This is a genomic window from Lysobacter sp. CCNWLW3, assembly GCF_036697405.1.
GTDB lineage: Bacteria > Pseudomonadota > Gammaproteobacteria > Xanthomonadales > Xanthomonadaceae > Lysobacter.
On the sequence record NZ_JBAHWA010000009.1, the window covers coordinates 69667 to 92717 of the forward strand.

At 68.2% G+C, this 23051-nt stretch carries 20 protein-coding genes, 1 tRNA gene and 1 riboswitch; of the genes, 11 read left to right on the forward strand and 10 right to left on the reverse strand.

Annotated elements, in window-relative coordinates; all coding sequences use genetic code 11:
* Positions 1-7 precede the first annotated feature (7 nt).
* Positions 8-319, reverse strand: coding sequence for a hypothetical protein (locus V1318_RS14955; RefSeq protein ID WP_332940503.1), 312 nt, complete (start codon positions 317-319; stop codon positions 8-10).
* A 121-nt stretch (positions 320-440) separates the two neighbouring features.
* Between V1318_RS14955 and V1318_RS14960 the strand changes: the two genes are divergently transcribed.
* Positions 441-758 carry a Rieske 2Fe-2S domain-containing protein gene (locus V1318_RS14960; RefSeq protein WP_332940561.1) on the forward strand — a complete coding sequence of 106 codons (318 nt, stop codon included), beginning with the start codon at positions 441-443 and terminating at the stop codon, positions 756-758.
* A gap of 155 nt (positions 759-913) precedes the next feature.
* On the opposite strand, the gene V1318_RS14965 is transcribed toward V1318_RS14960, so the two are convergent.
* The 4 genes from V1318_RS14965 to thiS all read right to left on the reverse strand — a co-directional run bounded on the left by V1318_RS14965 (position 914) and on the right by thiS (position 5257).
* Positions 914-2761: an SLC13 family permease gene (locus V1318_RS14965; protein WP_332940504.1), complete on the reverse strand. Its 1848-nt coding sequence runs from the start codon at positions 2759-2761 to the stop codon at positions 914-916.
* Between the two features lie 123 nt (positions 2762-2884).
* Positions 2885-3646 (reverse strand): tRNA (guanosine(46)-N7)-methyltransferase TrmB, encoded by a 762-nt coding sequence (gene trmB, locus V1318_RS14970; protein ID WP_332940505.1) that lies wholly within the window; start codon positions 3644-3646, stop codon positions 2885-2887.
* A 1-nt stretch (position 3647) separates the two neighbouring features.
* Positions 3648-4442, reverse strand: coding sequence for a thiazole synthase (locus V1318_RS14975; RefSeq protein ID WP_332940506.1), 795 nt, complete (start codon positions 4440-4442; stop codon positions 3648-3650).
* A gap of 614 nt (positions 4443-5056) precedes the next feature.
* Positions 5057-5257 carry a sulfur carrier protein ThiS gene (gene thiS, locus V1318_RS14980; RefSeq protein WP_055903698.1) on the reverse strand — a complete coding sequence of 67 codons (201 nt, stop codon included), beginning with the start codon at positions 5255-5257 and terminating at the stop codon, positions 5057-5059.
* 205 nt (positions 5258-5462) lie between these two features.
* Here thiS and V1318_RS14985 point away from each other — a divergent pair, with 205 nt between their 5' ends.
* The 8 genes from V1318_RS14985 to V1318_RS15020 all read left to right on the forward strand — a co-directional run bounded on the left by V1318_RS14985 (position 5463) and on the right by V1318_RS15020 (position 14153).
* A complete protein-coding gene (locus V1318_RS14985) occupies positions 5463-7280 on the forward strand; it encodes an autotransporter domain-containing protein (protein ID WP_332940507.1) in 1818 nt (605 codons plus the stop codon).
* Between the two features lie 76 nt (positions 7281-7356).
* Positions 7357-7427: transfer RNA gene (locus V1318_RS14990), tRNA-Gly, on the forward strand.
* Between the two features lie 342 nt (positions 7428-7769).
* Positions 7770-8315 carry a hypothetical protein gene (locus V1318_RS14995; RefSeq protein ID WP_332940508.1) on the forward strand — a complete coding sequence of 182 codons (546 nt, stop codon included), beginning with the start codon at positions 7770-7772 and terminating at the stop codon, positions 8313-8315.
* Positions 8316-8372: 57 nt separating this feature from the next.
* On the forward strand, positions 8373-10004 hold the full coding sequence (locus tag V1318_RS15000) for a peptidoglycan-binding protein (RefSeq protein WP_332940509.1): 1632 nt from the start codon (positions 8373-8375) through the stop codon (positions 10002-10004).
* A gap of 295 nt (positions 10005-10299) precedes the next feature.
* Positions 10300-10725: a RimK/LysX family protein gene (locus V1318_RS15005; protein ID WP_332940510.1), complete on the forward strand. Its 426-nt coding sequence runs from the start codon at positions 10300-10302 to the stop codon at positions 10723-10725.
* Positions 10722-11630 carry a 30S ribosomal protein S6--L-glutamate ligase gene (gene rimK / locus V1318_RS15010; protein WP_332940512.1) on the forward strand — a complete coding sequence of 303 codons (909 nt, stop codon included), beginning with the start codon at positions 10722-10724 and terminating at the stop codon, positions 11628-11630. The genes V1318_RS15005 and rimK overlap by 4 nt, the downstream gene beginning before the upstream one ends.
* A 488-nt stretch (positions 11631-12118) precedes the next feature.
* Complete coding sequence (locus V1318_RS15015) at positions 12119-12799, forward strand: response regulator transcription factor (RefSeq protein WP_056179494.1); 681 nt, start codon at positions 12119-12121, stop codon at positions 12797-12799.
* 4 nt (positions 12800-12803) lie between these two features.
* Positions 12804-14153, forward strand: a complete 1350-nt coding sequence (locus V1318_RS15020) for a HAMP domain-containing sensor histidine kinase (protein ID WP_332940513.1) — start codon at positions 12804-12806, stop codon at positions 14151-14153.
* Between the two features lie 21 nt (positions 14154-14174).
* Here the strand turns inward: V1318_RS15020 and V1318_RS15025 are convergent, their stop codons facing one another.
* From V1318_RS15025 to metF, 4 genes are all read right to left on the reverse strand, one after another.
* Positions 14175-14861 carry a hypothetical protein gene (locus tag V1318_RS15025; RefSeq protein WP_332940514.1) on the reverse strand — a complete coding sequence of 229 codons (687 nt, stop codon included), beginning with the start codon at positions 14859-14861 and terminating at the stop codon, positions 14175-14177.
* 25 nt (positions 14862-14886) lie between these two features.
* Positions 14887-15801, reverse strand: coding sequence for a branched-chain amino acid transaminase (locus tag V1318_RS15030; protein WP_332940516.1), 915 nt, complete (start codon positions 15799-15801; stop codon positions 14887-14889).
* 95 nt (positions 15802-15896) lie between these two features.
* Entirely contained in the window at positions 15897-16538 is a 642-nt protein-coding gene (locus tag V1318_RS15035; RefSeq protein ID WP_332940517.1) for a hypothetical protein, read from the reverse strand.
* Between the two features lie 124 nt (positions 16539-16662).
* Positions 16663-17487: a methylenetetrahydrofolate reductase [NAD(P)H] gene (metF, locus tag V1318_RS15040; protein WP_332940562.1), complete on the reverse strand. Its 825-nt coding sequence runs from the start codon at positions 17485-17487 to the stop codon at positions 16663-16665.
* A 142-nt stretch (positions 17488-17629) separates the two neighbouring features.
* On the opposite strand from metF, the gene V1318_RS15045 reads away from it, so the two are divergent.
* Complete coding sequence (locus tag V1318_RS15045) at positions 17630-18307, forward strand: GNAT family N-acetyltransferase (protein WP_332940518.1); 678 nt, start codon at positions 17630-17632, stop codon at positions 18305-18307.
* A gap of 264 nt (positions 18308-18571) precedes the next feature.
* On the opposite strand, the gene ahcY is transcribed toward V1318_RS15045, so the two are convergent.
* Positions 18572-20002, reverse strand: a complete 1431-nt coding sequence (ahcY, locus tag V1318_RS15050) for an adenosylhomocysteinase (RefSeq protein WP_332940519.1) — start codon at positions 20000-20002, stop codon at positions 18572-18574.
* A 67-nt stretch (positions 20003-20069) separates the two neighbouring features.
* Positions 20070-20149, reverse strand: a riboswitch (S-adenosyl-L-homocysteine riboswitch).
* Positions 20150-20303: 154 nt separating this feature from the next.
* Between ahcY and V1318_RS15055 the strand changes: the two genes are divergently transcribed.
* The gene (locus V1318_RS15055; RefSeq protein ID WP_332940520.1) at positions 20304-22838 is read left to right on the forward strand and encodes a prolyl oligopeptidase family serine peptidase; all 2535 of its coding nucleotides are present in this window, start codon (positions 20304-20306) and stop codon (positions 22836-22838) included.
* The last annotated feature ends 213 nt before the right edge of the window (positions 22839-23051 follow it).

Consider the following 23051-nt stretch of genomic DNA (forward strand, 5'->3'; position numbering starts at 1 on the left):
GCGGGCCTTACAGGGGTCGGGTGGTATCGCCGCGTTCGATGCGCGTGGCATCGACGACGCGGTATTCGCCTTCGACGATGCGCGGATCGCGCGCCGCCATCGGCTTGCCGCGGCGCTTCCACAGTTTGTAGACGATGCCGGCGGCGATCATGGCCGTGCCGATCACCACGCTGAACATGACCAGCAGCGCCAGCAGGCCCAGGCCGACCACGCCGACGGCGAAGCGCAACAGCCGGTGGCGCGGCTTGCGCGGCTCGAAGGCGTTGCGCATGCGCTGCTGGAATTGGTGGTGGTCGAAGCGGAAGCTGTGGGCGAACATTTCTTGCGTCGTGACACAATGCGGCAACAAGGCCGGACAGGCGAGTATCGGACCAGCGATGGACGAGGGTGTGAGAACTTCGTTAAACCATGCCGAAGCCGGCGCCTCGGCGGCGCAGCCCTTGATTTCATTGGAGCGCATCGCCGTCGGCGGCTTCGCCGAGGCCGAGGCCAGCATCGACGGCGACGCCGAATCCCTGCTGCTGTACCGCGACGAGGCCGGCGTGCGCGCCTGGCTGAACATCTGCCCGCATGCCGGCCGCCGCCTGGACTGGGCGCCCGGCCAGTTCCTCAAGAGCAAGGACGGCCTGCTGGTATGCGCCGCGCACGGCGCCAGCTTCGAGCTTGGCGGCGGCGAGTGCGTGGCCGGCCCCTGCCGCGGCGAAGCGCTGCGCGCGATCGCGGTGGCGGTACGCGACGGGGCGGTCTGGTTGGCTTAGGGGGCGGGTAAGAGCAAATCCCCCCTAGCCCCCCTTTTTCAAAGGGGGGAACCGATTCGCGGCGAAACTGAAAGTGCGTTCGAGCAGCGGCTCTTTATTCCCCCTTTGAAAAAGGGGGCTAGGGGGATTTGCTTTTGCTTTGCCCGCGCAGCCGCTCACTTGCCCCAAAACAGCAAATTCACCATCAGCACGGTGATCAGCGTATAGACCAGCGACAGCGGCGCGCCGATCTTCCACAGCTCCTTGCCGGTGTAGCCGGCCGGGCCGGTGATCATCGAGATCACCGGGTTCGACGCGGTCATGAAATTGTTCGAGGCCGACAGCGCCACGATCAGCGCGAACGCGGTCGGGTTGCCGCCCGCGGCCAGGGCCAGGTTCACCGCCAGCGGCACCACCACGATGGTCGCGCCGACGTGGCTGATCACCAGCGAGAACAGGGTGGTGAGCAGGCCGATCAGCAGCTCCAGCAGCCACACCGGCGTGCCGGTGGGCAAGCGCTCGATGGTATGGCCGGCGATCCAGGCCGCCGCGCCGCTGGAGTCCATGGCCCAGCCCAGGGGGATCAGGCAGGCCATCAGGAACACGGTCTTCCAGTTGATCGCCGCGTAGGCCTCGTCGATGTTGATCACGCCGGCGATCAGCATGCCGGCCACGCCGGTCATCAGCGCGATCGACACCGGCAGCCGCGACGACAGCGCCAGCAGCATGGCCACCGCGAAGATGGTCAGCGCCAGCTTGAGCTTGTGCGGCCGCTGCTCGCCCTTGGGGTAATCGGTGACCACCACCAGGTCCTTGCTGGCGGCGACGTCGGCCAGATCGGTCCAGATGCTGTGCAGCACCAGCATGTCGCCGGCGCGCAGCGGCACGTTGCGCACGTTCTCGCGCAGCACCTGCTTGTCGCGGTTGACCGCGAGCAGGCTCAGGCCGGCCTGCTTGCGCAGGTGCAGGTCGCCGGCGGTCTTGCCGATATAGCCGGAGGTGGCCGGGATCACCGCCTCGGAGATGCCGGCGCGGCTGGGGTTGAACAGGTCGCCGAAGGTGCGCAGGCGCGAGGACAGGCGCAGGAAATGGTTCTGGGCGAAGTCGCTGACGTGCTGTTTGGATCCCATCGCGCCGAGCACGCTGCCGACCCAGATGCGGGTGTCGGCCGGCGGCGACAGTCGCGACTCGTTGTCGCTCTTGAGCGCCAGCAGCAGCGGCGCGCCGCGCAGCGCCTCGGCCTCGCCCAGCGACATGCCCACCAGCGGGCTGTCGGCGGTGACGGTGAGTTCGTAGACGTCGCCCTCGATGCCGTAGGCCTTGGCGAAGTAGCTCTGGGTGCGCGCCGGGGTCGCGCCCTTGTCGCTGTCGTCCTTGAGCAGCTTGTCGCCGAAGAAGTGGAAGTAGGCCAGCGAGGCGGCCAGCAGGGCCAGGCCGATCGGCAGCGGCGCGAACATCTTCAGCGGTTCGATCGTGGCCGCGCCCGAGGGCAGGTTGCTGTTGGCATTGAGCAGCAGGTCGTTGAGCAGGATCAGCGGCGAGTTGCCGACCATGGTCAGGGCGCCGCCCATCACGATCGCCGCCGCGATCGGCAGCAGCAGGCGCGGCAGCGACAGGCCGGTGCGCGAGGACAGGCGCGAGGCGACCGGCATGTACAGCGCCATCACCGACGGGTTCTGCATGAACGAGGAGTTGAGGCCGGCGACCGCGGTGGTCAGCAGCAGCAGGCGCTGCTCGACGCCGTGCGCGCGCCGCAGCAGCCAGCCGGCCAGGCGGTTGAGCGCGCCGGTGCGGTCCAGGCCGGCGCCCAGGATCATGGTGGCGATGATGCTGATCACCGCGTTGCCGGAGAAACCGTTGAACAGCTCGTCGGGTTCGACCAGGCCGGACAGGCCCAGCAGCACCAGCACCACCAGCGCGACCACGTCGGCGCGGATGCGCTCGAACAGGAACATCGCCATCGTGAAGCCCACCAGCCCGAGTACGAGCTTCATGTCGGTGGTGAGCGTCAGCGCGGTATCCATCAGGGCCGGGAATCGGGAATCGGGAATCGGGAATCGCTGAAACAGGCAGTACCCATGGCCGGCGATTCGGGTCCGGTCGGATGCTGCGGATGTTTGACTGTCGCTTCCACCCCAGTCTCCACCCTATTCCCGATTCCCTGTTCCCGATTCCCGGCTCTTGTCGTAGAGCAGATCCCAGACGCCGTGGCCGAGTTTCTGGCCGCGGGTCTCGAAATGCGTTTGCGGGCGCCAATCCGGACGGGGCACCGCGCCGCGCGCGCCGGCGCGGTTGGTCAGGCCCTGGGTCGCGTCCAGAACGTCCCACATCTGTTCGGCATAGTCCTGCCAATCGGTGGCGAGGTGCAAGCGGCCGTCGCCGGCGAGCTTGCGCACCAGCAACTGCGCGAACTCCGGCTGGACCAGGCGGCGCTTGTTGTGGCGCTTCTTGTGCCAGGGGTCCGGGAAGTAGATCCGGATCTCGTCCAGCGAGCCGTCGGCGACCTCGTTGTTGAGCACTTCGACCGCGTCGTGGTGGTACAGGCGCACGTGGTCGCTGGCGTCCTCGGCCAGCGCGTTCAACAGACGGCCGACGCCGGGGGCGTGGACCTCGATGCCGATCAGGTCGCGGTCGCGGTCGTGCCGGGCCGCGTAGCGCAGCGCCTCGCCGTTGCCGAAACCGATTTCCATCACGCGCTTGGCGCTGCGCCCGAAGATCGCGTCGTAGTCGCGCGGCGCGCCTTGGTAGTCGATGCCGAAACGCGGCCACAGCTCGTCGAAGGCGCGCTGCTGGGCCGGGGTGAAGCGGCCCTGACGCAGCACGAAGCTGCGCACCTGGCGCCGGCCTTGCTCGACCGTGAACGGCTTGGGCGGGGTCTTGGCGCCGTCGCTGGAGAACGGATCGGTCATCTCAGCCGATCAGCCCGTCGACCGGCGAGGAAGCGCTGGCGTAGCGCTTGCGCGGGATGCGGCCGGCCTTGAACGCGGCGCGTCCGGCTTCGACCGCCAGCTTCATCGCATGCGCCATCAGGATCGGCTCGCGGGCGCCGGCGATGGCGGTGTTCATCAGCACGCCGTCGCAGCCCAGCTCCATCGCGATGGCCGCGTCCGAGGCGGTGCCTACGCCGGCGTCGACGATGATCGGCACCTTGGCGTTCTCGACGATCTCCAGCAGGTTGTACTTGTTCTGCACGCCCAGGCCGGAGCCGATCGGCGCGGCCAGCGGCATCACCGCGACGCAGCCGATCTCCTCCAGGCGCTTGGCCAGGATCGGGTCGTCGGAGGTGTAGACCATCACGTCGAAACCGTCGCGCACCAGTATCTCGGCCGCGGCCAGGGTCTGGACCACGTCGGGGAACAGGGTGCGCTGGTCGCCCAGCACCTCCAGCTTGACCAGCTTGTGGCCGTCGAGCAGCTCGCGCGCCAGCCGGCAGGTGCGCACCGCGTCGTCGACGTTGTAGCAGCCGGCGGTGTTGGGCAGCAGGGTGTAGCGGTCCGGCGGCAGCACGTCCAGCAGGTTGGGCTCGCCCGGGTTCTGGCCGATGTTGGTGCGGCGGATCGCGACGGTGACGATCTGCGCGGCGGCGGCCTCGGTGGCCAGGCGGGTTTCGGTCAGGTCTTTGAACTTGCCGGTGCCGGTCAGCAGCCGGGAACGGTAGGACTTGCCGGCGATGACCAGCGGGTCTGCAGCGGTGGGGGTCGTCATGTGCGGAATTATGAACGATAGCCCGGGGCGCAGGGGGATGGAGAGGACGCTGCGTCAGCGGTTTTTCAGGCCCGGAGCTGGCGCTGAGGCGTGTTGTGGGGCCGGGGCTGGCTGCGATCCAGCGATCCGACGGGCGAGGCGCGCCGTCCGGCTTTCTGTGGGGGCGGCGTGAGCCGCGACGGGGCGCAGTCGCCGCGGCCTGTGGGAGCGGCGTGAGCCGCGATGAGAGTGGGCGGCCGGCGGGGCTGGGTTGGCGGTGTCGCTGGTTGCGGAGGAGGGCTGCTTCCGACGTCGCGTCGGGGGTAGTGCGTTGCCGTCCTTGGCGCTAGTGGCCGGGCTTCGGATGGTCCGGCCCGGCTGTCGGTAAGCGGTGCCCTTTGGCCATGCGCGGCTTTGGGGTAGGAGCGGCGTGAGCCGCGAAGGGAGTGAGCGGCCGGTGGGGTTGGGTTGATGGCGTCGCTTGTGGCGGAGGAGGGCTGCTTCCGACGTCGCGTCGGGGGTGGTGCGTTGCCGTCCTTGGCGCTAGTGGCCGGGCTTCGGATGGTCCGGCCCGGCCATCCTTGGCCGGGCGTTCGCCCAAACTGCGCGGCATGCCGCGCAGAGCGCGTTTGGGCTCACCCACCCCCCAACGCATGCACGATTTCGACTTTGTCCCCCGCGCCCAGCGCATGCGCGGCATGCGCGCCGCGCGGGACGATTTCGCCGTTGACCTCGACCGCGACCCGGCGCTCGCCCAGGCCCTCGTCCAACAGGAGTTGCGCGACCGTGGTCGCGGCCGCGATCGCGCGCGGTTCGCCATTGAGAGTGATGTCCATGCCGGCCATTGTCCCGCGCCGCCGGGCGCGCGGCCAGCACGGGTCGGAAGCTGTGCCCAAGTGTGGCCGTCGGCTGAGGGTTTTTGCCGCACTGCGCCTTGTATGTCGCAGCGCCGCATGGTTCGATGCCGAGCCATCCGCGGGCGTACTGTCGCAGCGCGGCATTCGTCAAGACCCCAAACTCATCGATCTCGCAGGGAATCCCATGATCAAACCCGTTCGCACCGTGCTCGCCGCCGCCCTGGCGCTGGCGACCGCGCCGGCCTTCGCCCAGACCTATTCGCAGACGGTCTTCTTCGGCGACAGCCTGACCGACTCCGGCCATTTCCGCCCCGCGCTGGTCCAGGCGGTGGGTCCGAACGGCGCCCTGCTCGGTCGCTTCACCACCAACCCGGGCCTGGTCTGGTCGGAGTACCTGGCCGACTACTACGGCACCAACGCGGTCAGCGCCAATCAGGGCGGTACCAACTACGCCGTCGGCGGCGCGCGCACCGGCACCAACACCAGCGGCGCGCTGGGCCCGATTCCGTCGCTGACCACCCAGGCCACCAACTACCTCGCCGCCAACGGCGGCCGCGCCGACTCGCGCGCGCTGTACACCGTCTGGGGCGGCGCCAACGACCTGTTCGCGGTCGCCGGCGGCGCTCCGGCCAGCACCATCGGCACCGCCGTTGCCTCGCAGATCGGCGTGGTCGGCGCGCTCACCAACGCCGGCGCCAAGTACATCCTAGTGCCGACCATCCCCGATCTGGGCCTGACCCCGCAGTTCCGCGCCGGCGGCGCCGCCAACCAGGCCGCGGGCACCCAGCTGTCGAGCACCTACAACAACGCCCTGTTCGGCGGCCTGGCCACGGCCGGCTACCGGGTGATCCCGCTGGACACCTTCAACCTGCTGCGCGAGATCACCGCCAACCCGGCGCCGTACGGCATCACCAACGTCACCGGCACCGCCTGCAACCCGCAGATCACCGCCTCCTCGCTGACCTGCAGCCCGCTCAACTACGCCAACCCGAACGCGCCGGACACCTACGCCTTCGCCGACGGCGTGCACCCGTCCTCGCGCGCGCACAAGATCCTCGGCGACTACGCCGTGTCGATCCTGGAAGCGCCGCGTCAGATCGCGCTGCTGCCGAACTCCGAAGCCATGGTCGGCCGCTCGCGCGCCGATCGCGTCGCCAACCATCTGGGCAGCAAGCCCGAGGGCGACGGCATGCGCTGGTGGGCCGACGCGCGCGGCGACTTCCAGCGCTACGGCAAGGGCGACACCTACGACGGCAGCGGCCCCGGCCTCAGCGGCGGCGTCGACTGGACCCGCGGCGACTGGGTGTTCGGCGCCTTCGCCGGCTACAGCAAGCAGAGCCTGGACTTCGGCCGCAACGCCGGCGAGTTCGACCAGAGCGACGCCACCCTGGGCGGCTTCGCGGCCTGGTACGGCGCCAACGCCTGGGTCAACGGCCAGCTGAGCTGGACCAAGGTCGACTACGACATCGACCGCCGCGTCGTGCTGGGCCCGACCAGCCGCGTGCACAGCGGTTCCACCGACGGCAAGAACCTGACCGCCGCGATCAGCGCCGGCTGGGAATTCGGCGAAGGCGCGCTGCGCCACGGCCCGGTGATCGGCGTGGTCGCCCAGCGCATCGACGTCGACGGCTTCAGCGAAAGCGATCCGGCCCTGGCCACCTCGCTGGCCTACAGCGATCAGAACTACGACTCGCTGATCGGCAGCGCCGGCTGGCAGGTGAGCTACGCGATCAACGATCACCTCAAGCCCTATGCGCGCCTGACCTACGACCACGAGTTCGAGGACGCCGACAAGGAAGTGTTCGCGCGCCTGCAGTCGATGCCGAGCACCGCGCCGTACGCGGTCCCCGGCCACGACTTCGACCAGAGCTACGGCAGCCTGCTGATCGGCGCGCGCACCCAGCTGTTCGGGCTGGACGCCAACCTCGGCACCAGCGTCACCGTGGGCCAGGCCGGCGGCAACCACGCCACCGTGTTCGCGACCATCGGCGCCGGCTTCTAAGCGCCGCGACCGCGCGGGCCCGCCCGGGTCCGCGCGGTTTGCCAACCCGCGGGGCCGCGCATAGACTTCGCCGCATGCGGGTGTAGTTCAATGGTAGAACTGCAGCTTCCCAAGCTGCTAGCGTGGGTTCGATTCCCATCACCCGCTCGACTTCATTTGCCCTGCAAATCACTGAATTGCAAGGGTTTTCGTTGCAGTGTCCATACCTGCAGCCGCGCAGTTCTCCCCATGCCGAGACCTGGTCCCGGAGCGAATATCCACCGTTTCCACTGAGCTAGCGCGCCGAGGCGCGCAGGCGGGCGGCATAGGACTGGGTTTGCGCAGATTGACTGACGCGGTTCAAGCCGGCTCGGTAAGAAGGCGTCGGACTGGAGGCGGATCAGAGAACCGCCAATGGAGTTGACCGCTGGGTCCCGGGATCGGCGATATCAAGGAATATAGGACGGTTCGCAGCGCTGCGAACGAGCCGGGTTCTACAAGGAGATGGACATGAGTGCTGGTTGGCGCAGCAGTCGCCGCTTCGGAGTTCTGCCCGCCCTGACGGCGGTGCTGGTCGCCGGCTGCGTAGCTCAGGCGGAGGTCGTTCGTACCGATCAGGCGACGCATGCGGCGCCGGGGCAAGGACAAGGCATCGTGCCGGATGCGCTCCGGGGCGTCTGGTATGCCGACGATGCGGAGGGACAGGCGGCGTGTCGGACTTATCTCAGCATCGATGCTGCCACGGTGGAGCGGACGGGTTCGGATCCGCTAGTGGGCGCAGTGGTCGTAACCCGGCAGATGGTTCACCGCTATTCGGAATACGGAGAAGGGAATTTCTTCCGCATAGGCCGGGCTCGCAAAGACCCTGGCGGCGCATGGGTGCTAAGCGGGCAGATGTTCATAGATGTCTTTCCAGGCAACGACGCGGAGGGGATCGATCATGTGGAGCGTTTCGAGCTGACGCAGAACGGGCGGTCTTTCTCGTCGTCCGACGCGGCCGGCCGATCGTTCTTCAAATGCGGAGAGGTGAGAAGCGATTTGTACTCGGCGCAGTGACGCCTTCCGAGGGAGCGCCAAGACAACAAGGACGAAGTCATGCCTGAAACGCCAAGGATGTATATCGTCAAGCAACTGGTTTCCGATCACCGCGGCATTCGGAACGCGGAAGCGGAAACGCTCGAAGACCTGGTGACGCACCATCCGCACGGCAATCGCAATATCCGGATGCAGGAAGGGCAGGTCGTCCAGGCGGAGGACATGCTTCCCGGTTATGGCGGTGGCAATCGGTCCTATGCGTTCATCGGCGGCGAGTTTCAGGAAGTCATCGATGCGCAGTCGGATCGTTATCGCAATCTGGGGCCCGATCAGGTTCTGATTTCCAAGGATTTCATCCTCGAGGACCCGCAGCCGGCCGTCGGGCGATCGGCGCGGGCCGTCGACGTACCGTCTCCGCTCGGTGGCTACGTTAACGCGGTCAATCGAAATGCCGGCTTCGTCGAGATCATGGATCGGCAGGAAGGCGAGGTTATCGCACGGGTCCGGCACATGTCCGACGTGACGGTCGAGCCCGGAGACACGGTGGTCTATGGGCAGTCCTTGGGCACGCAAAACAATTCCGGCTTGAACCTTCCGGCGGGGCGATCCATCCATGTGCACCTCGATATGGATACCCGGTATTACCAGCAGTATCAGAACTACGTACGCGACTTGTCGGAGGGGCGCCTGCCCGTACAGGCGGAATTTCGAAGCGACGTCGTGGCCAGGCCGATTGAGGACGATGGAATCGCGCGCCTGGGGGAAACCAGCGAGCGCGTCCGCGATGTGCAAATGGCCTTGGCAGCGGATGCCTATCGAGCCGTCGGAGGGGAGCCGATCGAAGCCGATGGTGTGTATCGCCCCAGCCTCCAAGGGGCGGTCATCGCATTCCAGCAGGACCATGGTTTGCTCCAAACCGGTGACATCGATCTGGCGACCTGGCAGCAGGCGACCCATATCAATCGGCGTGCGCAAGGCGCCAGACCCGAAGCCGCACTGATCGGGGAGGGGGTGCTTGGGGTGATGCCGGCCGGGCCGGGCGAGCCGTTTGCTCCCGGAGATCCCCGATACGGTCTGCGCCCGCCGTCCGACCCCTCGCGCTCGGGAAGGGCTCCGCAGTGGGAGGAGCATGCAGGGCACATGCGAGAACACGGTGCAGATGGGCCGGCTCCCCTACTGCGGCAGCCAGGCCTCCCGTTCTTGCCTGGCGAAGATCATCGGCCGCAACCAGGGGAGGGCGACGGTCCGGACCAGCGGCCGGGCATGCAGGGCCCGCCTGTCCCGCACGGCATCCTCATGCTCGACGACCCCATCCATCGGAACCACGACATGTTCGTCGCCGCCTTGCAGGCGGTGAGCGAACGGGATGCCCAGATGGGGCGGCAGCCCGACGAACTCAGCCGGCAGTTGGCCGGCGGCCTGGTGGAGAAAGCGCGCGAGCGTGGCCTGGAGACGATCGGCGCAATTCGGTTTACCGTGGACGGGACCAAGGTCGGGATGACGGACACTGACGACTTGTCGGCCCCATGGGCGAAGAAGGCGGTGGGAGATGTAGGCCTGTTGACGGGGCAGAGCCTGGCACAAAGCAGCGAGAACGTGGCCGCCATCAATCAACGCCAGACGCAGGAAACGGACCTCAAGCCAGTGGCTCAGACACAAGCGCCGCCGCGGCCGGAAGACCCGGCGCAGAAGGCGCCCAGAGTGGTTTGAGCGTGGCGGGCATCGGTTGATGCTGACGTTCGGTGTGCGCTAAGGTGGCGGCCCTTCGAAGATCGACCATGAAGCCACGGACCGCAGTCCCCGCAATGCATTAATGACTGAACGAAATGGCGGCGGATGGATATCCAGCCGCGCTCCAAACGCGGCCCGGAGCCCATCGGTTCCGATGCCAGCACTAACGGCGGCGCCCCCGGACGGCGGCCGCTTTTTTTCTTGAGGGCGACCTCGACGCAGCGGAGACGCGATGGCAGCCCGTATCGTGCTCGGTTGGCGGGAATGGGTGGCGATGCCCGGGCTGGGCGTGGCCGCCCTGCGCGCGAAGATCGACAGCGGCGCGCGCAGCTCGGCGTTGCACGTGGACGCGCAATGGCGCTTCAGCGAAGGCGGCGCGCCCTGGGTCGGCTTTCGCCTCAGCCCCGGCGCGGTCGGGGCGGGGGCGGTGGAATGCCTGGTCCCCATTCACGACGAACGCGTCGTCACCGACTCCGGCGGCCACCGCGGTTCGCGCGTGTTCGTGCGCACCGGCCTGCGTCTGGCCGGGGTCGAACGCGAAATTGAAATAAACCTCGCGGATCGTCGCGGCATGCGTTTCCCCATGCTGCTCGGCCGTACCGCGATGGCGCGGGTGTTCACGGTCGACCCGGCCCGCTCGTTCCTGCACGGCAAGGCGGCGCCGAATCCGGCCGCCACTCATTCGGACTATCCCCCATGAAGCTCGCGATCCTGTCGCGCAACACCAAGCTCTACTCGACCCGGCGCCTGGTCGAGGCCGCGCGCCAGCACGGCCACAGCGTGCGCGTGCTCGATCCGCTGCGCTGCTACATGCGCATCGACTCGGATGGCTTCGAGATGCACTACAAGGGCCGCGAGATCGCCGGCTATCACGCCGTGATCCCGCGCGTGGGCGCCTCGATCACGCGCTACGGCTCGGCGGTGCTGCGCCAGTTCGAGCTGATGGGCACCTACAGCCCGAATTCCTCCGACGCGATCCTGCGCGCGCGCGACAAGCTGCGCAGCCACCAGCTGCTGGCCGCCGAGCACATCGGCCTGCCGGCGACGGTGTTCGGCGACAATCCCGACGACACCGCCGACCTGCTGTCGATGCTCGGGCCGCCGCCGCACGTGATCAAGCTCAACGAGGGCACCCAGGGCGCCGGGGTGATGCTGACCGAGAAGTTGTCGGCCTCGCGCGGCGTGATCGAGGCGCTGCGCGGCCTGTACGCCAACTTCCTGGTGCAGGAGTTCATCGCCGAGGCCAAGGGCGCCGACCTGCGCTGCTTCGTGGTCGGCGGCAAGGTGGTGGCGACGATGAAGCGGCAGGCGCCCAAGGGCGACTTCCGCTCCAACCTGCACCGCGGCGGCACCGCCAAGGGCGTCAAGGCCAGCGCGGCCGAGCAGGACGTGGCGATCCGCGCCGCGCGCGTGCTCGGCCTGGGCGTGGCCGGCGTCGATCTGATCCGCTCCGATCGCGGCCCGCTGGTGCTGGAGGTCAACGCCTCGCCGGGCCTGGAGGGCATCGAGGAGGCCAGCGGGGTGGACGTGGCCGGCGAGGTCATCGCCTACGTCGCCAGCCGCCTGAAGCGGCGTTCGGCCCGACGGGCGGCAACCAAGAAATAGTGACGGGTTGCCCATTTTTGTGTTTTGCCGCGATCTGCCGCGAACGACCGGTAACCGTCTGATTCGTCGGCCATCGGCCCCTGCCGGACGTCCTGGGCTTTGCCAGCCGCGCCCGCATGGACCTGAACGAATAGCCATTTCCAGTTGTGTTTAATAAAAATTTAATATTCGTTTTAACAGCTGTTTAATCGATTTCCGCGTAGCGTGTCCGGACCGCAGCACTGCCGCTCTTCCAAGTCAGCGATCTGGTCGAAGCAGGTTACGGTAATCGGGGCAATACCCTTTTGGCCCAGGCGCGGTGGCCCCGCGCTTGGGCCTTTGTTTGCCGGTGCGGCCCGTCATGAGCGAGTGAGAAGCGCACAGCGCGGGCTCTGGCAGAATCGTGAGCCTCGCCGCCTCGTCTCATGTTCGGCTGGCGCAGGTCGCCGCCGCTGAGTTCAGGAACCTTGCCGCGGCCGCCGGGTCGAAGGCTCAAACAGGAAGGTCCAATGCGCATCCTCGTAATCGAAGACAACCAGGACATCGCCGCCAATCTCGGCGATTTTCTCGAAGACCGCGGCCACACCGTGGATTTCGCCGCCGACGGCATCACCGGACTGCACCTGGCGGTGGTGCACGACTTCGACGCGATCGTGCTCGATCTGAATCTGCCCGGCCTGGACGGCCTGGAGGTCTGCCGCAAGCTGCGCAACGAAGCGCGCAAGCAGACTCCGGTGCTGATGCTGACCGCGCGCGACAGCCTCGACAACAAGCTCGCCGGCTTCGACTCCGGCGCCGACGACTACCTGATCAAGCCCTTCGCCCTGCAGGAAGTCGAGGTGCGCCTGAACGCGCTCTCGCGCCGCGGTCGCGGCGTGCAGACGCGGGTGCTCAACGCCGCCGATCTGGAATACAACCTGGACACGCTGGAAGTGCGCCGCCAGGGCAAGCTGCTGCAGCTCAACCCGACCGCGCTGAAGATCCTGCAGGCGCTGATGGAGGCCTCGCCGGCGGTGGTCACGCGCCAGGAACTGGAAACCCGGGTCTGGGGCGAGGAACTGCCGGATTCCGACAGCCTGCGCGTGCACATCCACGGCCTGCGCGCGGTGGTCGACAAGCCCTTCGACACGCCGCTGATCCAGACCCGCCACGGCATCGGCTACCGCATCGCGGCGCCCGAGAACGGTTGATCGCGTGGCGACAGGGGAATCGCCCGCGCCGGAGCGGCGCAAGAAACGGGTTCGTTATCGGCGGCGCTTGCGCAGCCGCATCATCCTGTCCTTCGTTCTGCTCGGCTTCGGGCTGACCGCGCTGTTCGCGTTCGCGACCAACTGGACCCGCACCCGGGTCGAGAACGCGCTGGTCGAAGACGTGATGAACCGCAACATCACCCAGTTCGCCCTGCAGTTCGAGAAGGACCCGAAGAACCCGGAGTTCGCGGTCGACCAGATCCGCGCCTTCGTCTACACCCCGGACAAGTTCGATTCGGTGCGGGTCAACCGGCCGGAGTGGTTCGAGCTCAAGGACGGCATCCACGGCCTGCGCGGCCAGGACGAGAACGGCGAGTCCTTCGCCTACAAGCTCGCGGTGCGCAAGACGCCCAACGCCTGGTTCTTCCTCGCCTACGACATGAGCTCGACCACGCGCGGCGAGCAGCAATTCAACCGCGCCATCTACGGCTCGGTGCTGGTGTTCACTCTGCTGTCGCTGCTGGTCGGCTGGTGGGCGGCCTCGCGCGTGATGAGCCCGGTGTCGGAACTGGCGCGGCGCTTGCGCCTGTCCGGCCGCGCCTCGCAGCCCGAAGGCCTGGCCACGCACTTCCCCGACGACGAGGTCGGCGAGCTCGCCAAGGCCTTGGACGACTACGCCGAGCGACTCACCGACGTGGTCCAGCGCGACCGCGAGTTCAACGCCGACGTCAGCCACGAGCTGCGCACGCCGTTGGCGGTGATCAAGGGCGCGGTCGAGCTGCTGCTCACGCGTTCGGACCTGGACGAGAAGACCCGCATCCGCCTGGCCCGCATCCAGCGCGCCGAACAACAGTGCACCGACCTGATCAGCGCGCTGCTGCTACTGTCGCGCAACGAACGCGGCCACGGCGCCACCGACATCGCGCGCCTGTCCGAACAACTGCTGGACGCGCACCGCGCCCAGCTCGCCGGCAAGCCGCTGGACCTGCGCGTGGAAGGCGAGCGCGGCCTGGTCGTGGACGCGCCGGAAGCGGCGGTCGCGGTGGCCCTGGGCAATTTGATCGGCAACGCGGTCAAGTACACCACCCAGGGCGAGGTGATCGTGCGCCTGCATCCGCGCTGGGTGGAAGTGATCGATTCCGGCCCCGGCCTCAGCGCCGAGGACGCGGCCAAGCTGTTCGAGCGCGGTTACCGCGGCACCCACGCCGGCCATTCGCAGGGCGGCGGCATCGGCCTGTCGATCGTGCGCCGGCTGTGCGAACTCTACGGCTGGGACGTGCGGGTCAAGCCGGGCGAGGAGAAGGGCGTGGTGGCGACGCTGAGCTTCGGCGGTTCCACCGCGTTGCTCGGCTGAAACGCCGCGCGCCGTCCTCGCTCAGAACGGCAGCAGCCCTTCGGTGAGCACGCTCAGCGGCACGCCGCCGGCGGCTTGAGTATCCAGTGCGCCGAAACCGCCGCGATGCAGGATGACGTCGCGTAGGTAGTCGAGGAAGTAAGCCTCGCGCGCTTCGTACAACAGCACGAAGTCGAAGCCGTCCTGCGGCAGGGCCACCGCGTAGGACGCGCCGCCGCTGACGTTGTCCTTGTGGTAATCGTCCGGCGACAGCGCCAGGTGGAACAAGCCGTCGTCCTCGCGTTCGGCCTCGTCCGATGCTTCCAGCAGCGCCTCGGCCGGGTAGATCAGCAGAGGGTCGAGCATGTCGGGGAAAGCGGGGTGCGTGCCGGTGAGCGCGATTCCGCCCATCGCTTGCCAGAAGCATTCCAGCGTGACCGGCAACGCGCCGATCCGCGCCTTCAACATGGCCGGCGCTACGGCATCGGCGTCGAGCAAGGGGGCCGAGACGCCGCCGTCGTCGTCCGGGTCGCAATACACCGAATAGGCATAGCCGTGCGCCGTCAGCCGCTGGACTAGCAGCCTGCAGTTGTGCGCCACCCGCGCCATCGCCAGTTCGGCGACCGCGCGCATCTGCATGCGCGCGTCGCCCTCGCGCGGGTCCAGCCGCGTCAGCTCCGCCGTCACCTGACGGTGCTCCCCGTTGCGGTAGCGCTCGCGGTAATCCATCGCCGCCGTGGTCTGGGGATGAGGCTCAGTCGACGCGTTCGAGCCAGCCGTACTTGTCCGGCGTCTTGCCGCTGAACAGGCCGAAGAACAGTTCCTGCATGCGCTGGGTCACCGGACCGGGCTTGCCGCTGCCGACCTGGCGGCCGTCGACCGAACGGATCGGAGTGATCTCGGCGGCGGTGCCGCACATGAACAGCTCGTCGCACAGGTACAGGTATTCGCGCGGCAGATCGCGCTCGACCACGGTGTAACCGGCGTCGCGGGCCAGGGTGATGATGGTGTTGCGGGTGATGCCGTTGAGCAGCGCGGCGCTCACCGGGGTGGTGTGCAGGGCGCCGTCGAAGACCAGGAACAGGTTCTCGCCCGCGCCTTCTGACAACAGGCCGGTCGAGGCCAGGGCGATGCCCTCGCCGAAGCCCAGGCGGCGCGCTTCGCGCGCGACCAGCTGGCCGGACAGATAGTTGCCGCCGGCCTTGGCGCCGGCCGGGATGGTGTTCGGGGCGAAACGTTGCCAGCTCGACACGCAGGCGTCGATGCCCTGTTCGAGCACGCTGGCGCCCAGGTACTGACCCATCTTCCAGGTCGCCACCGCCATGTCGGTCGGGGTGTCGGCGGACAGGCCGAAACCGCCGAGGCCGCGATAGGCGACCGGACGCAGGTAGTCGGTGGTGTAGTCGTTGGCCTTGAGCACGTCGCGGCAGGCCTGGTTGACCTGGTCCAGCGTGTACGGCATCGGCATGTCGTAGATCTTGGCCGAGGCGAACAGGCGCGTGTTGTGCTCGCTCAGGCGGAAGATCATCGGGCCGTTGGGCGTGTCGTAACTGCGGATGCCTTCGAACACCGACGAGCCGTAGTGCAGCGCATGCGACATCACGTGGGTGGTGGCTTCGGCCCAGCGCTTGATCGCGCCGTTGTGCCAGATCCATTCGGGGTATTGCATCGCCGGCTTCCGTGGGGGGGAGAAACCGCTATTGTGCCCTGTCGGCGCGGTCGGGCCCATCCGCACGCACCGGTACGCTCAGGGCGTGCCCGCGCTCAGCCCTTGATCCACCAGCAGCCGAAGTGCCGGATCAGCCCGAATACGGTGTGCGAGGGCGTGCTGCCGTTGGCCAGGGTCTGCTCGACCCGCAGCGCCACCGGCAGGCGGCGGGCCTGGGGCACGTACTCGGGTTCGGGCGCCGGCACGAGTTCGGAGCCGGGCTCGACGTCGGCGGCGGGGTCGACATCGACCAGGCCCAGGTTCTGCATCGGCGGCGGGGCGAGCGGGGGCGCCGCCGCGGTCGGCATGATCGGCACGATGTCGACCAAAGGCCGCCGGGCGATGGTTTCCAGGCGTTCCAGCACCGAATAGCCGGTGCTGCCGGACATGCCGGTCCAATGGTAGACCCCTGCCAGGCGGTTGCCGTCGTGGGCGTCGATCGCGCTGGTCATCTGGAACACCAGGTCCTGCACGCTGCGCGCGCAGCCGCCGCGATAGCCGCCCTTGGCCGCGGCCGCGCCGGCCGGCGCGCGCGGCAGGCTGTCGGCGCTGCCGATGTCCTCGCAGCGGCGGTCGGTGTACACCGCCGCGCCGTCGGCTCCGACGCAACGCCGGATCTGCGCCTGGCTTTCGCGCGGCCACAGCAGGGCCGCGAGCGACAGCAGGACTAGGGCGCAGACACGGACGTACCAGGGCATCGCCGCAGCGTAGCGCCGGCGCGCAGGCGACGACAGTGCGGCGGTCGCAGTCCGTTCACGCTGCAGGCGGCTGCGGGTCGAACGCCGGCCGGCTGCATGCGACCTCGCCGCGTCCGGCCGGGGCTCAGCTCAAGCGCGACAGCACGCTCAGGGTCGGCTTGGACAGATTGAGCGTGTAGAAGTGCAGGCCCGGCGCGCCGCCGTCGATGAGGCGCTGGCACAGCTGCGCGACCACGTCGGCGCCGAACTCGCGCAGGCTGTCGACATCATCGCCGTAGGCGAGCATGCGCTGCTGGATCCAGCGCGGAATTTCCGCGCCGCACAGATCGGAGAAGCGGCGCAGCTGGCTGAAGTTGGCGATCGGCATGATGCCCGGCACGATCGGCACCTCGATGCCGGCCGCGCGCACGTCGTCGACGAAGCGGAAGTAGGCGTCGGCGTTGTAGAAGTATTGGGTGATCGCGCCGTTGGCGCCGGCGCGGACCTTGCGCTTGAAGTTCTCCAGATCGCTGTGCGCGTCGCGCGCCTGCGGATGCATCTCCGGATAGGCGGCGACTTCGATATGGAAGTGGTCGCCGGTCTCGGCGCGGATGAACTCGACCAGCTCGTTGGCGTAGCGCAGGTCGCCGGCGCTGGCCATGCCCGAGGGCAGGTCGCCGCGCAGCGTGACCAGGCGGCGGCAGCCGATCTGGCGGTACTGGCTGAGCAACTGGCGGATCTCGTCGCGGGTGCCGCCCACGCAGGACAAATGCGGCGCCGCGTCCAGCCCATGGCCCTCGCGCAGGCGGCGCACGGTGTCCGGGGTGTAGCTCAGGGTCGAGCCGCCGGCGCCGAAGGTGCAGGACACGTAGTGCGGCTTGCGCGCCTTGAGCTTGGTCGCGGTCTTGTCCAGCTGCGCGCGCTGCTCGTCGGTCTTGGGCGGATAGAACTCGAAACTGATCGGCAGCATGGGCGGGGCGGGCGAGGGAGTGGCGTCCATGGTATCTCTTCATCGCGATGAAATAAAACAATGTATGCCCGGGGCCTTGATCGCCGCCCCGGCCGGCCCAAACCTCGCTCTAGACTCCATAGCGCGCATACGGTGAACACGCATGTCCGAACAGGTGCTCGACAACCCGATCTGGGAATCCCTGGCCAGCCGGCACCGCGCCTTGGCGCTGCGTGCCGGTGCGGCCGCGCGCTATCCGGCCCAGGTGGCGCCGTTCCTGGGCGTGCCCGAGGCGGGCGCCAGCGTCGAGGACGCGCTGCAAGCGCTGGTGCCGGCCGGCGACACGGCGCTGGTGCTGGGGCGCGCGCCGGCGGTGTCCGCGCGCTGGGAGCTGCAGCACCTGGCCGAGCTGGCGCAGATGATCTGCGACCGGCCGCTGGCACCGGTGGACGGCCCGGAGATCGTGGCGCTGGACGAAAACCGGCGCGAGGACGTGCTGGCGCTGACCGCGCTGGTGTACCCGCACTACTTCCGTCCGCGCACGCCCGAGCTGGGGCGTTACTTCGGCATTTACGAGGACGGCCGGCTCGCGGCGATGATAGGCGAGCGCATGGGCATGGACGCCTACACCGAGATCAGCGCGGTGTGCACGCATCCGGACTTCAACGGCCGCGGCTACGCGCGCCGCCTGCTGGTGTTCCTGTCCAACGACAACCACGCGCGCGGGCTCACCCCGTTCCTGCACGTGAGCCAGGAGAATCCGCGCGCGGTCGGCCTGTACCAGCGCAACGGCTATCGGCTGCGGCGCGAGATTCCGTTCTGGTCGTTGCGGCGCGCGTAGGGGTAGGTGCCGCGCGCGTTCGTGACATGGCGACGATGCGGTGCGCCTTCGGCTTACCGCATCCTACGAAGGCGCGGCTGTGAGGTAGGAGCGGCATGAGCCGCGACCGCGCCCCCGCGGCTGCTTGCGTGGTCGCGGCTTGCGCCGCTCCCACAGGGGGCAGCGCGTAGCCTGCGACGCTGTCCCATAGCGCTTGCAAAAGAAAACGGGCGCCGCAGCGCCCGTTTCCGTCTTGCATCGCAACGGCCTGGCGGCCGGCGCCGATCAGTAGCGGTAGTGATCCGGCTTGTACGGACCGTCGGCCGACACGCCCAGGTAGGCGGCCTGCTCGTCGGTCAGGCGGGTCAGCTTCACGCCGATCTTTTCCAGGTGCAGACGCGCGACTTCCTCGTCCAGCTTCTTCGGCAGGATGTAGACCTTGGCCTCGTACTTGTCCTTGTTCGCCCACAGGTCGATCTGGGCCAGGGTCTGGTTGGAGAACGAGTTCGACATCACGAAGCTCGGGTGGCCGGTGGCGCAGCCCAGGTTGACCAGGCGGCCTTCGGCCAGCAGGAAGATCGAGTTGCCGTTGGCGAAGGTGTACTTGTCGACCTGCGGCTTGATGTTGAGCTTGGTCGCGCCCGAGGCGTTCAGCGCATCGACCTGGATCTCGTTGTCGAAGTGGCCGATGTTGCAGACGATGGCCTGATCCTTCATCTGCGACATGTGCGCCAGGGTCAGCACGTCCTTGTTGCCGGTGGTGGTGACGTAGATGTCGCCGCGGCCGAGGGTGCTCTCGACGGTGTTGACCTCGAAGCCTTCCATCGCCGCCTGCAGGGCGTTGATCGGGTCGATCTCGGTGACCACGACGCGGGCGCCGTAGGCGCGCAGCGAGTGGGCCGAGCCCTTGCCGACGTCGCCGTAGCCGCACACCACCGCGACCTTGCCGGCCAGCATCACGTCCATCGCGCGCTTGAGGCCGTCGGCCAGCGACTCGCGGCAGCCGTACAGGTTGTCGAACTTGGACTTGGTGACCGAGTCGTTGACGTTGATCGCCGGGACCAGCAGGGTGCCGGCTTCGGCCAGCTGGTACAGGCGGTGGACGCCGGTGGTGGTCTCTTCGGAGACGCCCTTCCAGTCCTTGACCACGGTGTGCCAGAAGCCCGGACGCTCCTTGGCGACGCGCTTGAGCAGGTTCTTGATGATCTGCTCTTCGTGCGAGGAGGCCGGCTCATCGACCCACTTGGAGCCGTTCTCGAGCTCATAGCCCTTGTGGATCAGCAGGGTCACGTCGCCGCCGTCGTCGACGACCAGCTCCGGGCCCTTGCCGCCCGGGAAGGTCAGCGCGTCGAGCGTGCAATCCCAATACTCTTCCAGGGTTTCGCCCTTCCAGGCGAACACCGGGGTGCCGGTGGCCGCGATCGCGGCGGCGGCGTGGTCCTGGGTCGAGAATATGTTGCACGAGGCCCAGCGCACGTCGGCGCCGAGGTCCTTCAGGGTCTCGATCAGGACCGCGGTCTGGATGGTCATGTGCAGCGAACCGGTCACGCGCACGCCCTTGAGCGACTGCGCGGCGGCGTACTTCTTGCGGATCGACATCAGGCCCGGCATTTCGTGCTCGGCGATATCGAGTTCCTTGCGGCCCCAGTCGGCCAGCGAGATGTCGGCGACCTTGTAATCGCCGTCGGTGGAAAAGGTCTTGGCTACTGCGTTCATGGATGAGCTCCGATTTTTGGGGTCTGCCGTCGCGGCCGGCATGGTGCCGGAATGCGCGGTGGACCGCGGACATCGGGCGCCGTTACGTTTGGAATCCGCCAAGCCTGGCCGCGCTCTTGCGTCGCGGTCGCAGCGCCCCTCGGCGAACCGGCAGAATTGTACCGGTAGTCGCCGCCGGAAGCCGCTATTCTCGACCCGGGGAGGGCCCTGGGCCCGTCCCCGTTCATCGACGCTGCAGCCGCCGGCAGGGGATCCAGGCCGGGGCCGCCGTCTCCGCCATCACCATGCAAGCGGATCGCCCATGAAGAAGCCCTTACGGCCTCGTTGTGTTTCCCTGGCCCTGATCGCCAGCCTCCTGTTCGCACCGGCCGGCGCCGCGCTCGCGGCCGCATCGGCCAAGCCCGCCGCCGGCGCCGACAGCGCTTACCGGCTGCCGCCGCCGGCGCTGCAGGCCCTGGTGGATGCGCCGCGCCCGCCGCAACTGCTGCTGAGCCCGCGCCGCGACCTCGCGGCGATGATGCAGGTGCCCAATCTGCCCGGCATCGACGTGGTCGCGCAGCCCGAGCTCAAGCTCGCCGGCCTGCGCATCAATCCGCGCAGCTACGCCCAAAGCCGGTTCAGCTTCGGCACCGGCCTGTGGCTGCTCGATCTGGCCAGCCGCAAGGACGTGCCCTTGCAGGGCCTGCCGCAGCCGCTGGCCGTGGCCAGCCTGAGCTGGTCGCCGGACCAGAGCCAGCTCGCCTTCAACCATGTCGACGCCAATAGCGGCGCCAACGAGTTGTGGGTGGTCGACGTCGCCACGCGCAGCGCGCGCCGGCTGCTGGGCCAACCGCTCAACACCGTCAGCGGACGCGGCTACAGCTGGATGCCGGACAGCCGGCGCTTGCTGGTGTCGCTGCAGCCCGAGAACCAGGGCGCGCCGCCGGCCTCCGACGGCATCCCCACCGGTCCGGCCACCCAGCAGACCCAGGGCGGCGGCGCGGTGCGCCAGCTGCGCACCTTCCAGGACCTGCTCAGGAACGAGAGCGATGCGCGCCTGTTCGCGCATTACCTGCGCTCGCAGCCGGCCCTGGTCGACCTGCGCGGCCAGGTCGCCAAGGTCGGCCTGCCCGATCTCTACCAATCGCTGGTGCCGTCGCCCGACGGCCAGCTGCTGCTGGCCCAGCGCGTCGAGCGGCCGTTCTCCTACGTGGTGCCCTCGTTCTATTTCCCGCGCCGCATCGAAGTGCTGGCGCTGGACGGCAAGCTGGTCCACGAAGTCGCCAAGCTGCCGCTGGTCGAAGGCCTGCCCACCGGCAACGACGCCGTGCCCACTGGCGTGCGCTACATCGACTGGCGCGCCGACGCCCCGGCCACCCTGGTCTGGGCCGAGGCCCAGGACGGCGGCGATCCGGCCAAGCAGGTCGCGATCCGCGACGCCGTGCTGATGCAGGCCGCGCCGTTCGAGAAACCGCCGGTGACCCTGGCCCAGCTGGGCACGCGCGTGTCCGATATCGAATGGGGCCGCGGCGACCTTGCGCTGATCAGCGAGTCGTGGTGGAAGACGCGCCAGACCAAGACCTGGCGGGTGGCGCCCGACGACGTCGGCCGCGAGCCGCAGCTGGTGTTCGAGGGTTCCCACGAGGACCGCTACAACGATCCCGGCACCGCCGTCACCGAGGCCGACGCGGCCGGCAAGCCGCGCCTGCTGATCGACGGCGACAGCGTGTTCCTGATCGGCGACGGCGCCTCGGCCGAGGGCGACCGTCCGTTCGTGGACAAGCTCGACCTCGCCGACGGCAAGAAGACCCGTTTGTTCCATTCGCAGGCGCCGTACTACGAGTATCCGCGCGCGCTGCTGGACAACACCGGCACGCGCGCGATCACCACCCGCGAGTCGCCGACCGAGCCGGCCAACTACTACCTGCGCGATCTCGCCCAGGCCGAGGCCGCGCCGACCGCGCTGACCCGCTTTCCGCATCCGACGCCGCAGCTCAAGGACGTCAAGAAGGAGCAGATCCGCTACAAGCGCGCCGACGGCGTCGAACTCACCGGCACCCTGTACCTGCCGCCGAAGTACGAGCCCAAGCGCGACGGCCCGCTGCCGCTGCTGATGTGGGCCTATCCGCAGGAGTTCAAATCCGCCAGCGCGGCCAGCCAGGTCACCGATTCGCCGTACCGCTTCAACGCGATCAGCTATTGGGGCCCGCAGGCCTTCCTGGCGATGGGCTATGCGGTGCTCGACGATCCTTCGATGCCGATCGTGGGCGAGGGCGACAAGGAGCCCAACGACACCTATCTGGACCAGCTCACCGCCAGCGCCCAGGCCGCGGTGGACGAGGTGGTGCGGCGCGGCGTCGCCGATCGCGAACGCATCGCGATCGGCGGGCATTCCTACGGCGCCTTCATGACCGCCAACCTGCTCGCGCACACGCGTCTGTTCAAGGCCGGCATCGCGCGCAGCGGCGCCTACAACCGCACCCTGACGCCGTTCGGTTTCCAGGCCGAGGAGCGCAACTACTGGCAGGCCCAGAGCACCTACGAGACCATGTCGCCGTTCAACTTCGCCGACAAGATCAAGGCCCCGATCCTGCTGATCCACGGCGAACAGGACAACAACTCCGGCACCTTCCCGATCCAGAGCGAACGCATGTACGCCGCGATCAAGGGCCTGGGCGGCAACGCCCGCCTGGTGATGCTGCCCAACGAAGCGCACGGCTACCGCGCGCGCGAGTCGATCCTGCACATGCTGGCCGAATCCAACGACTGGCTGGAGCGTTACGTCAAGAACGGCCAGGCGGATGCCAAGGCGGCCGACGCCAGCGGTAAGGGCGGTAAGGCGAAGACCGGGAAGTAAGCTTTGATCATGAAAGGGAGAGGGGCGCTACGGCGCCCCTTTCTTTTTTGACGCGCGGCGGAGCAGCCCGATGACGGCCAGGTCCCTCCCAACCCGTCATTCTCGCGAAGGCGGGAATCCAGAGCGAGGCTAATGCCGCATGGGCTGGTTACGAATGCCGCCGAACATGGATTCCCGCCTTCGCGGGAATGACGAGCACGGTTCGCGGGAGCG

Bases quoted from the DNA above. Each gene is read 5' to 3' on its own strand.
- V1318_RS15005 (WP_332940510.1), top strand. From the start codon at position 10,300: ATGCCCGGGCTGGGCGTGGCCGCCCTGCGCGCGAAGATCGACAGCGGC.
- rimK (WP_332940512.1), top strand. From the start codon at position 10,722: ATGAAGCTCGCGATCCTGTCGCGCAACACCAAGCTCTACTCGACCCGG.
- V1318_RS14995 (WP_332940508.1), top strand. From the start codon at position 7,770: ATGAGTGCTGGTTGGCGCAGCAGTCGCCGCTTCGGAGTTCTGCCCGCC.
- V1318_RS15055 (WP_332940520.1), top strand. From the start codon at position 20,304: ATGAAGAAGCCCTTACGGCCTCGTTGTGTTTCCCTGGCCCTGATCGCC.
- V1318_RS15015 (WP_056179494.1), top strand. From the start codon at position 12,119: ATGCGCATCCTCGTAATCGAAGACAACCAGGACATCGCCGCCAATCTC.
- metF (WP_332940562.1), bottom strand. From the start codon at position 17,487: ATGCTGCCGATCAGTTTCGAGTTCTATCCGCCCAAGACCGACGAGCAG.
- V1318_RS15035 (WP_332940517.1), bottom strand. From the start codon at position 16,538: ATGCCCTGGTACGTCCGTGTCTGCGCCCTAGTCCTGCTGTCGCTCGCG.
- V1318_RS15045 (WP_332940518.1), top strand. From the start codon at position 17,630: ATGTCCGAACAGGTGCTCGACAACCCGATCTGGGAATCCCTGGCCAGC.
- V1318_RS15000 (WP_332940509.1), top strand. From the start codon at position 8,373: ATGTATATCGTCAAGCAACTGGTTTCCGATCACCGCGGCATTCGGAAC.
- V1318_RS14985 (WP_332940507.1), top strand. From the start codon at position 5,463: ATGATCAAACCCGTTCGCACCGTGCTCGCCGCCGCCCTGGCGCTGGCG.
- thiS (WP_055903698.1), bottom strand. From the start codon at position 5,257: ATGGACATCACTCTCAATGGCGAACCGCGCGCGATCGCGGCCGCGACC.
- V1318_RS14965 (WP_332940504.1), bottom strand. From the start codon at position 2,761: ATGGATACCGCGCTGACGCTCACCACCGACATGAAGCTCGTACTCGGG.
- V1318_RS14955 (WP_332940503.1), bottom strand. From the start codon at position 319: ATGTTCGCCCACAGCTTCCGCTTCGACCACCACCAATTCCAGCAGCGC.
- V1318_RS15030 (WP_332940516.1), bottom strand. From the start codon at position 15,801: ATGCAATACCCCGAATGGATCTGGCACAACGGCGCGATCAAGCGCTGG.
- V1318_RS15025 (WP_332940514.1), bottom strand. From the start codon at position 14,861: ATGGATTACCGCGAGCGCTACCGCAACGGGGAGCACCGTCAGGTGACG.
- trmB (WP_332940505.1), bottom strand. From the start codon at position 3,646: ATGACCGATCCGTTCTCCAGCGACGGCGCCAAGACCCCGCCCAAGCCG.
- V1318_RS14975 (WP_332940506.1), bottom strand. From the start codon at position 4,442: ATGACGACCCCCACCGCTGCAGACCCGCTGGTCATCGCCGGCAAGTCC.
- ahcY (WP_332940519.1), bottom strand. From the start codon at position 20,002: ATGAACGCAGTAGCCAAGACCTTTTCCACCGACGGCGATTACAAGGTC.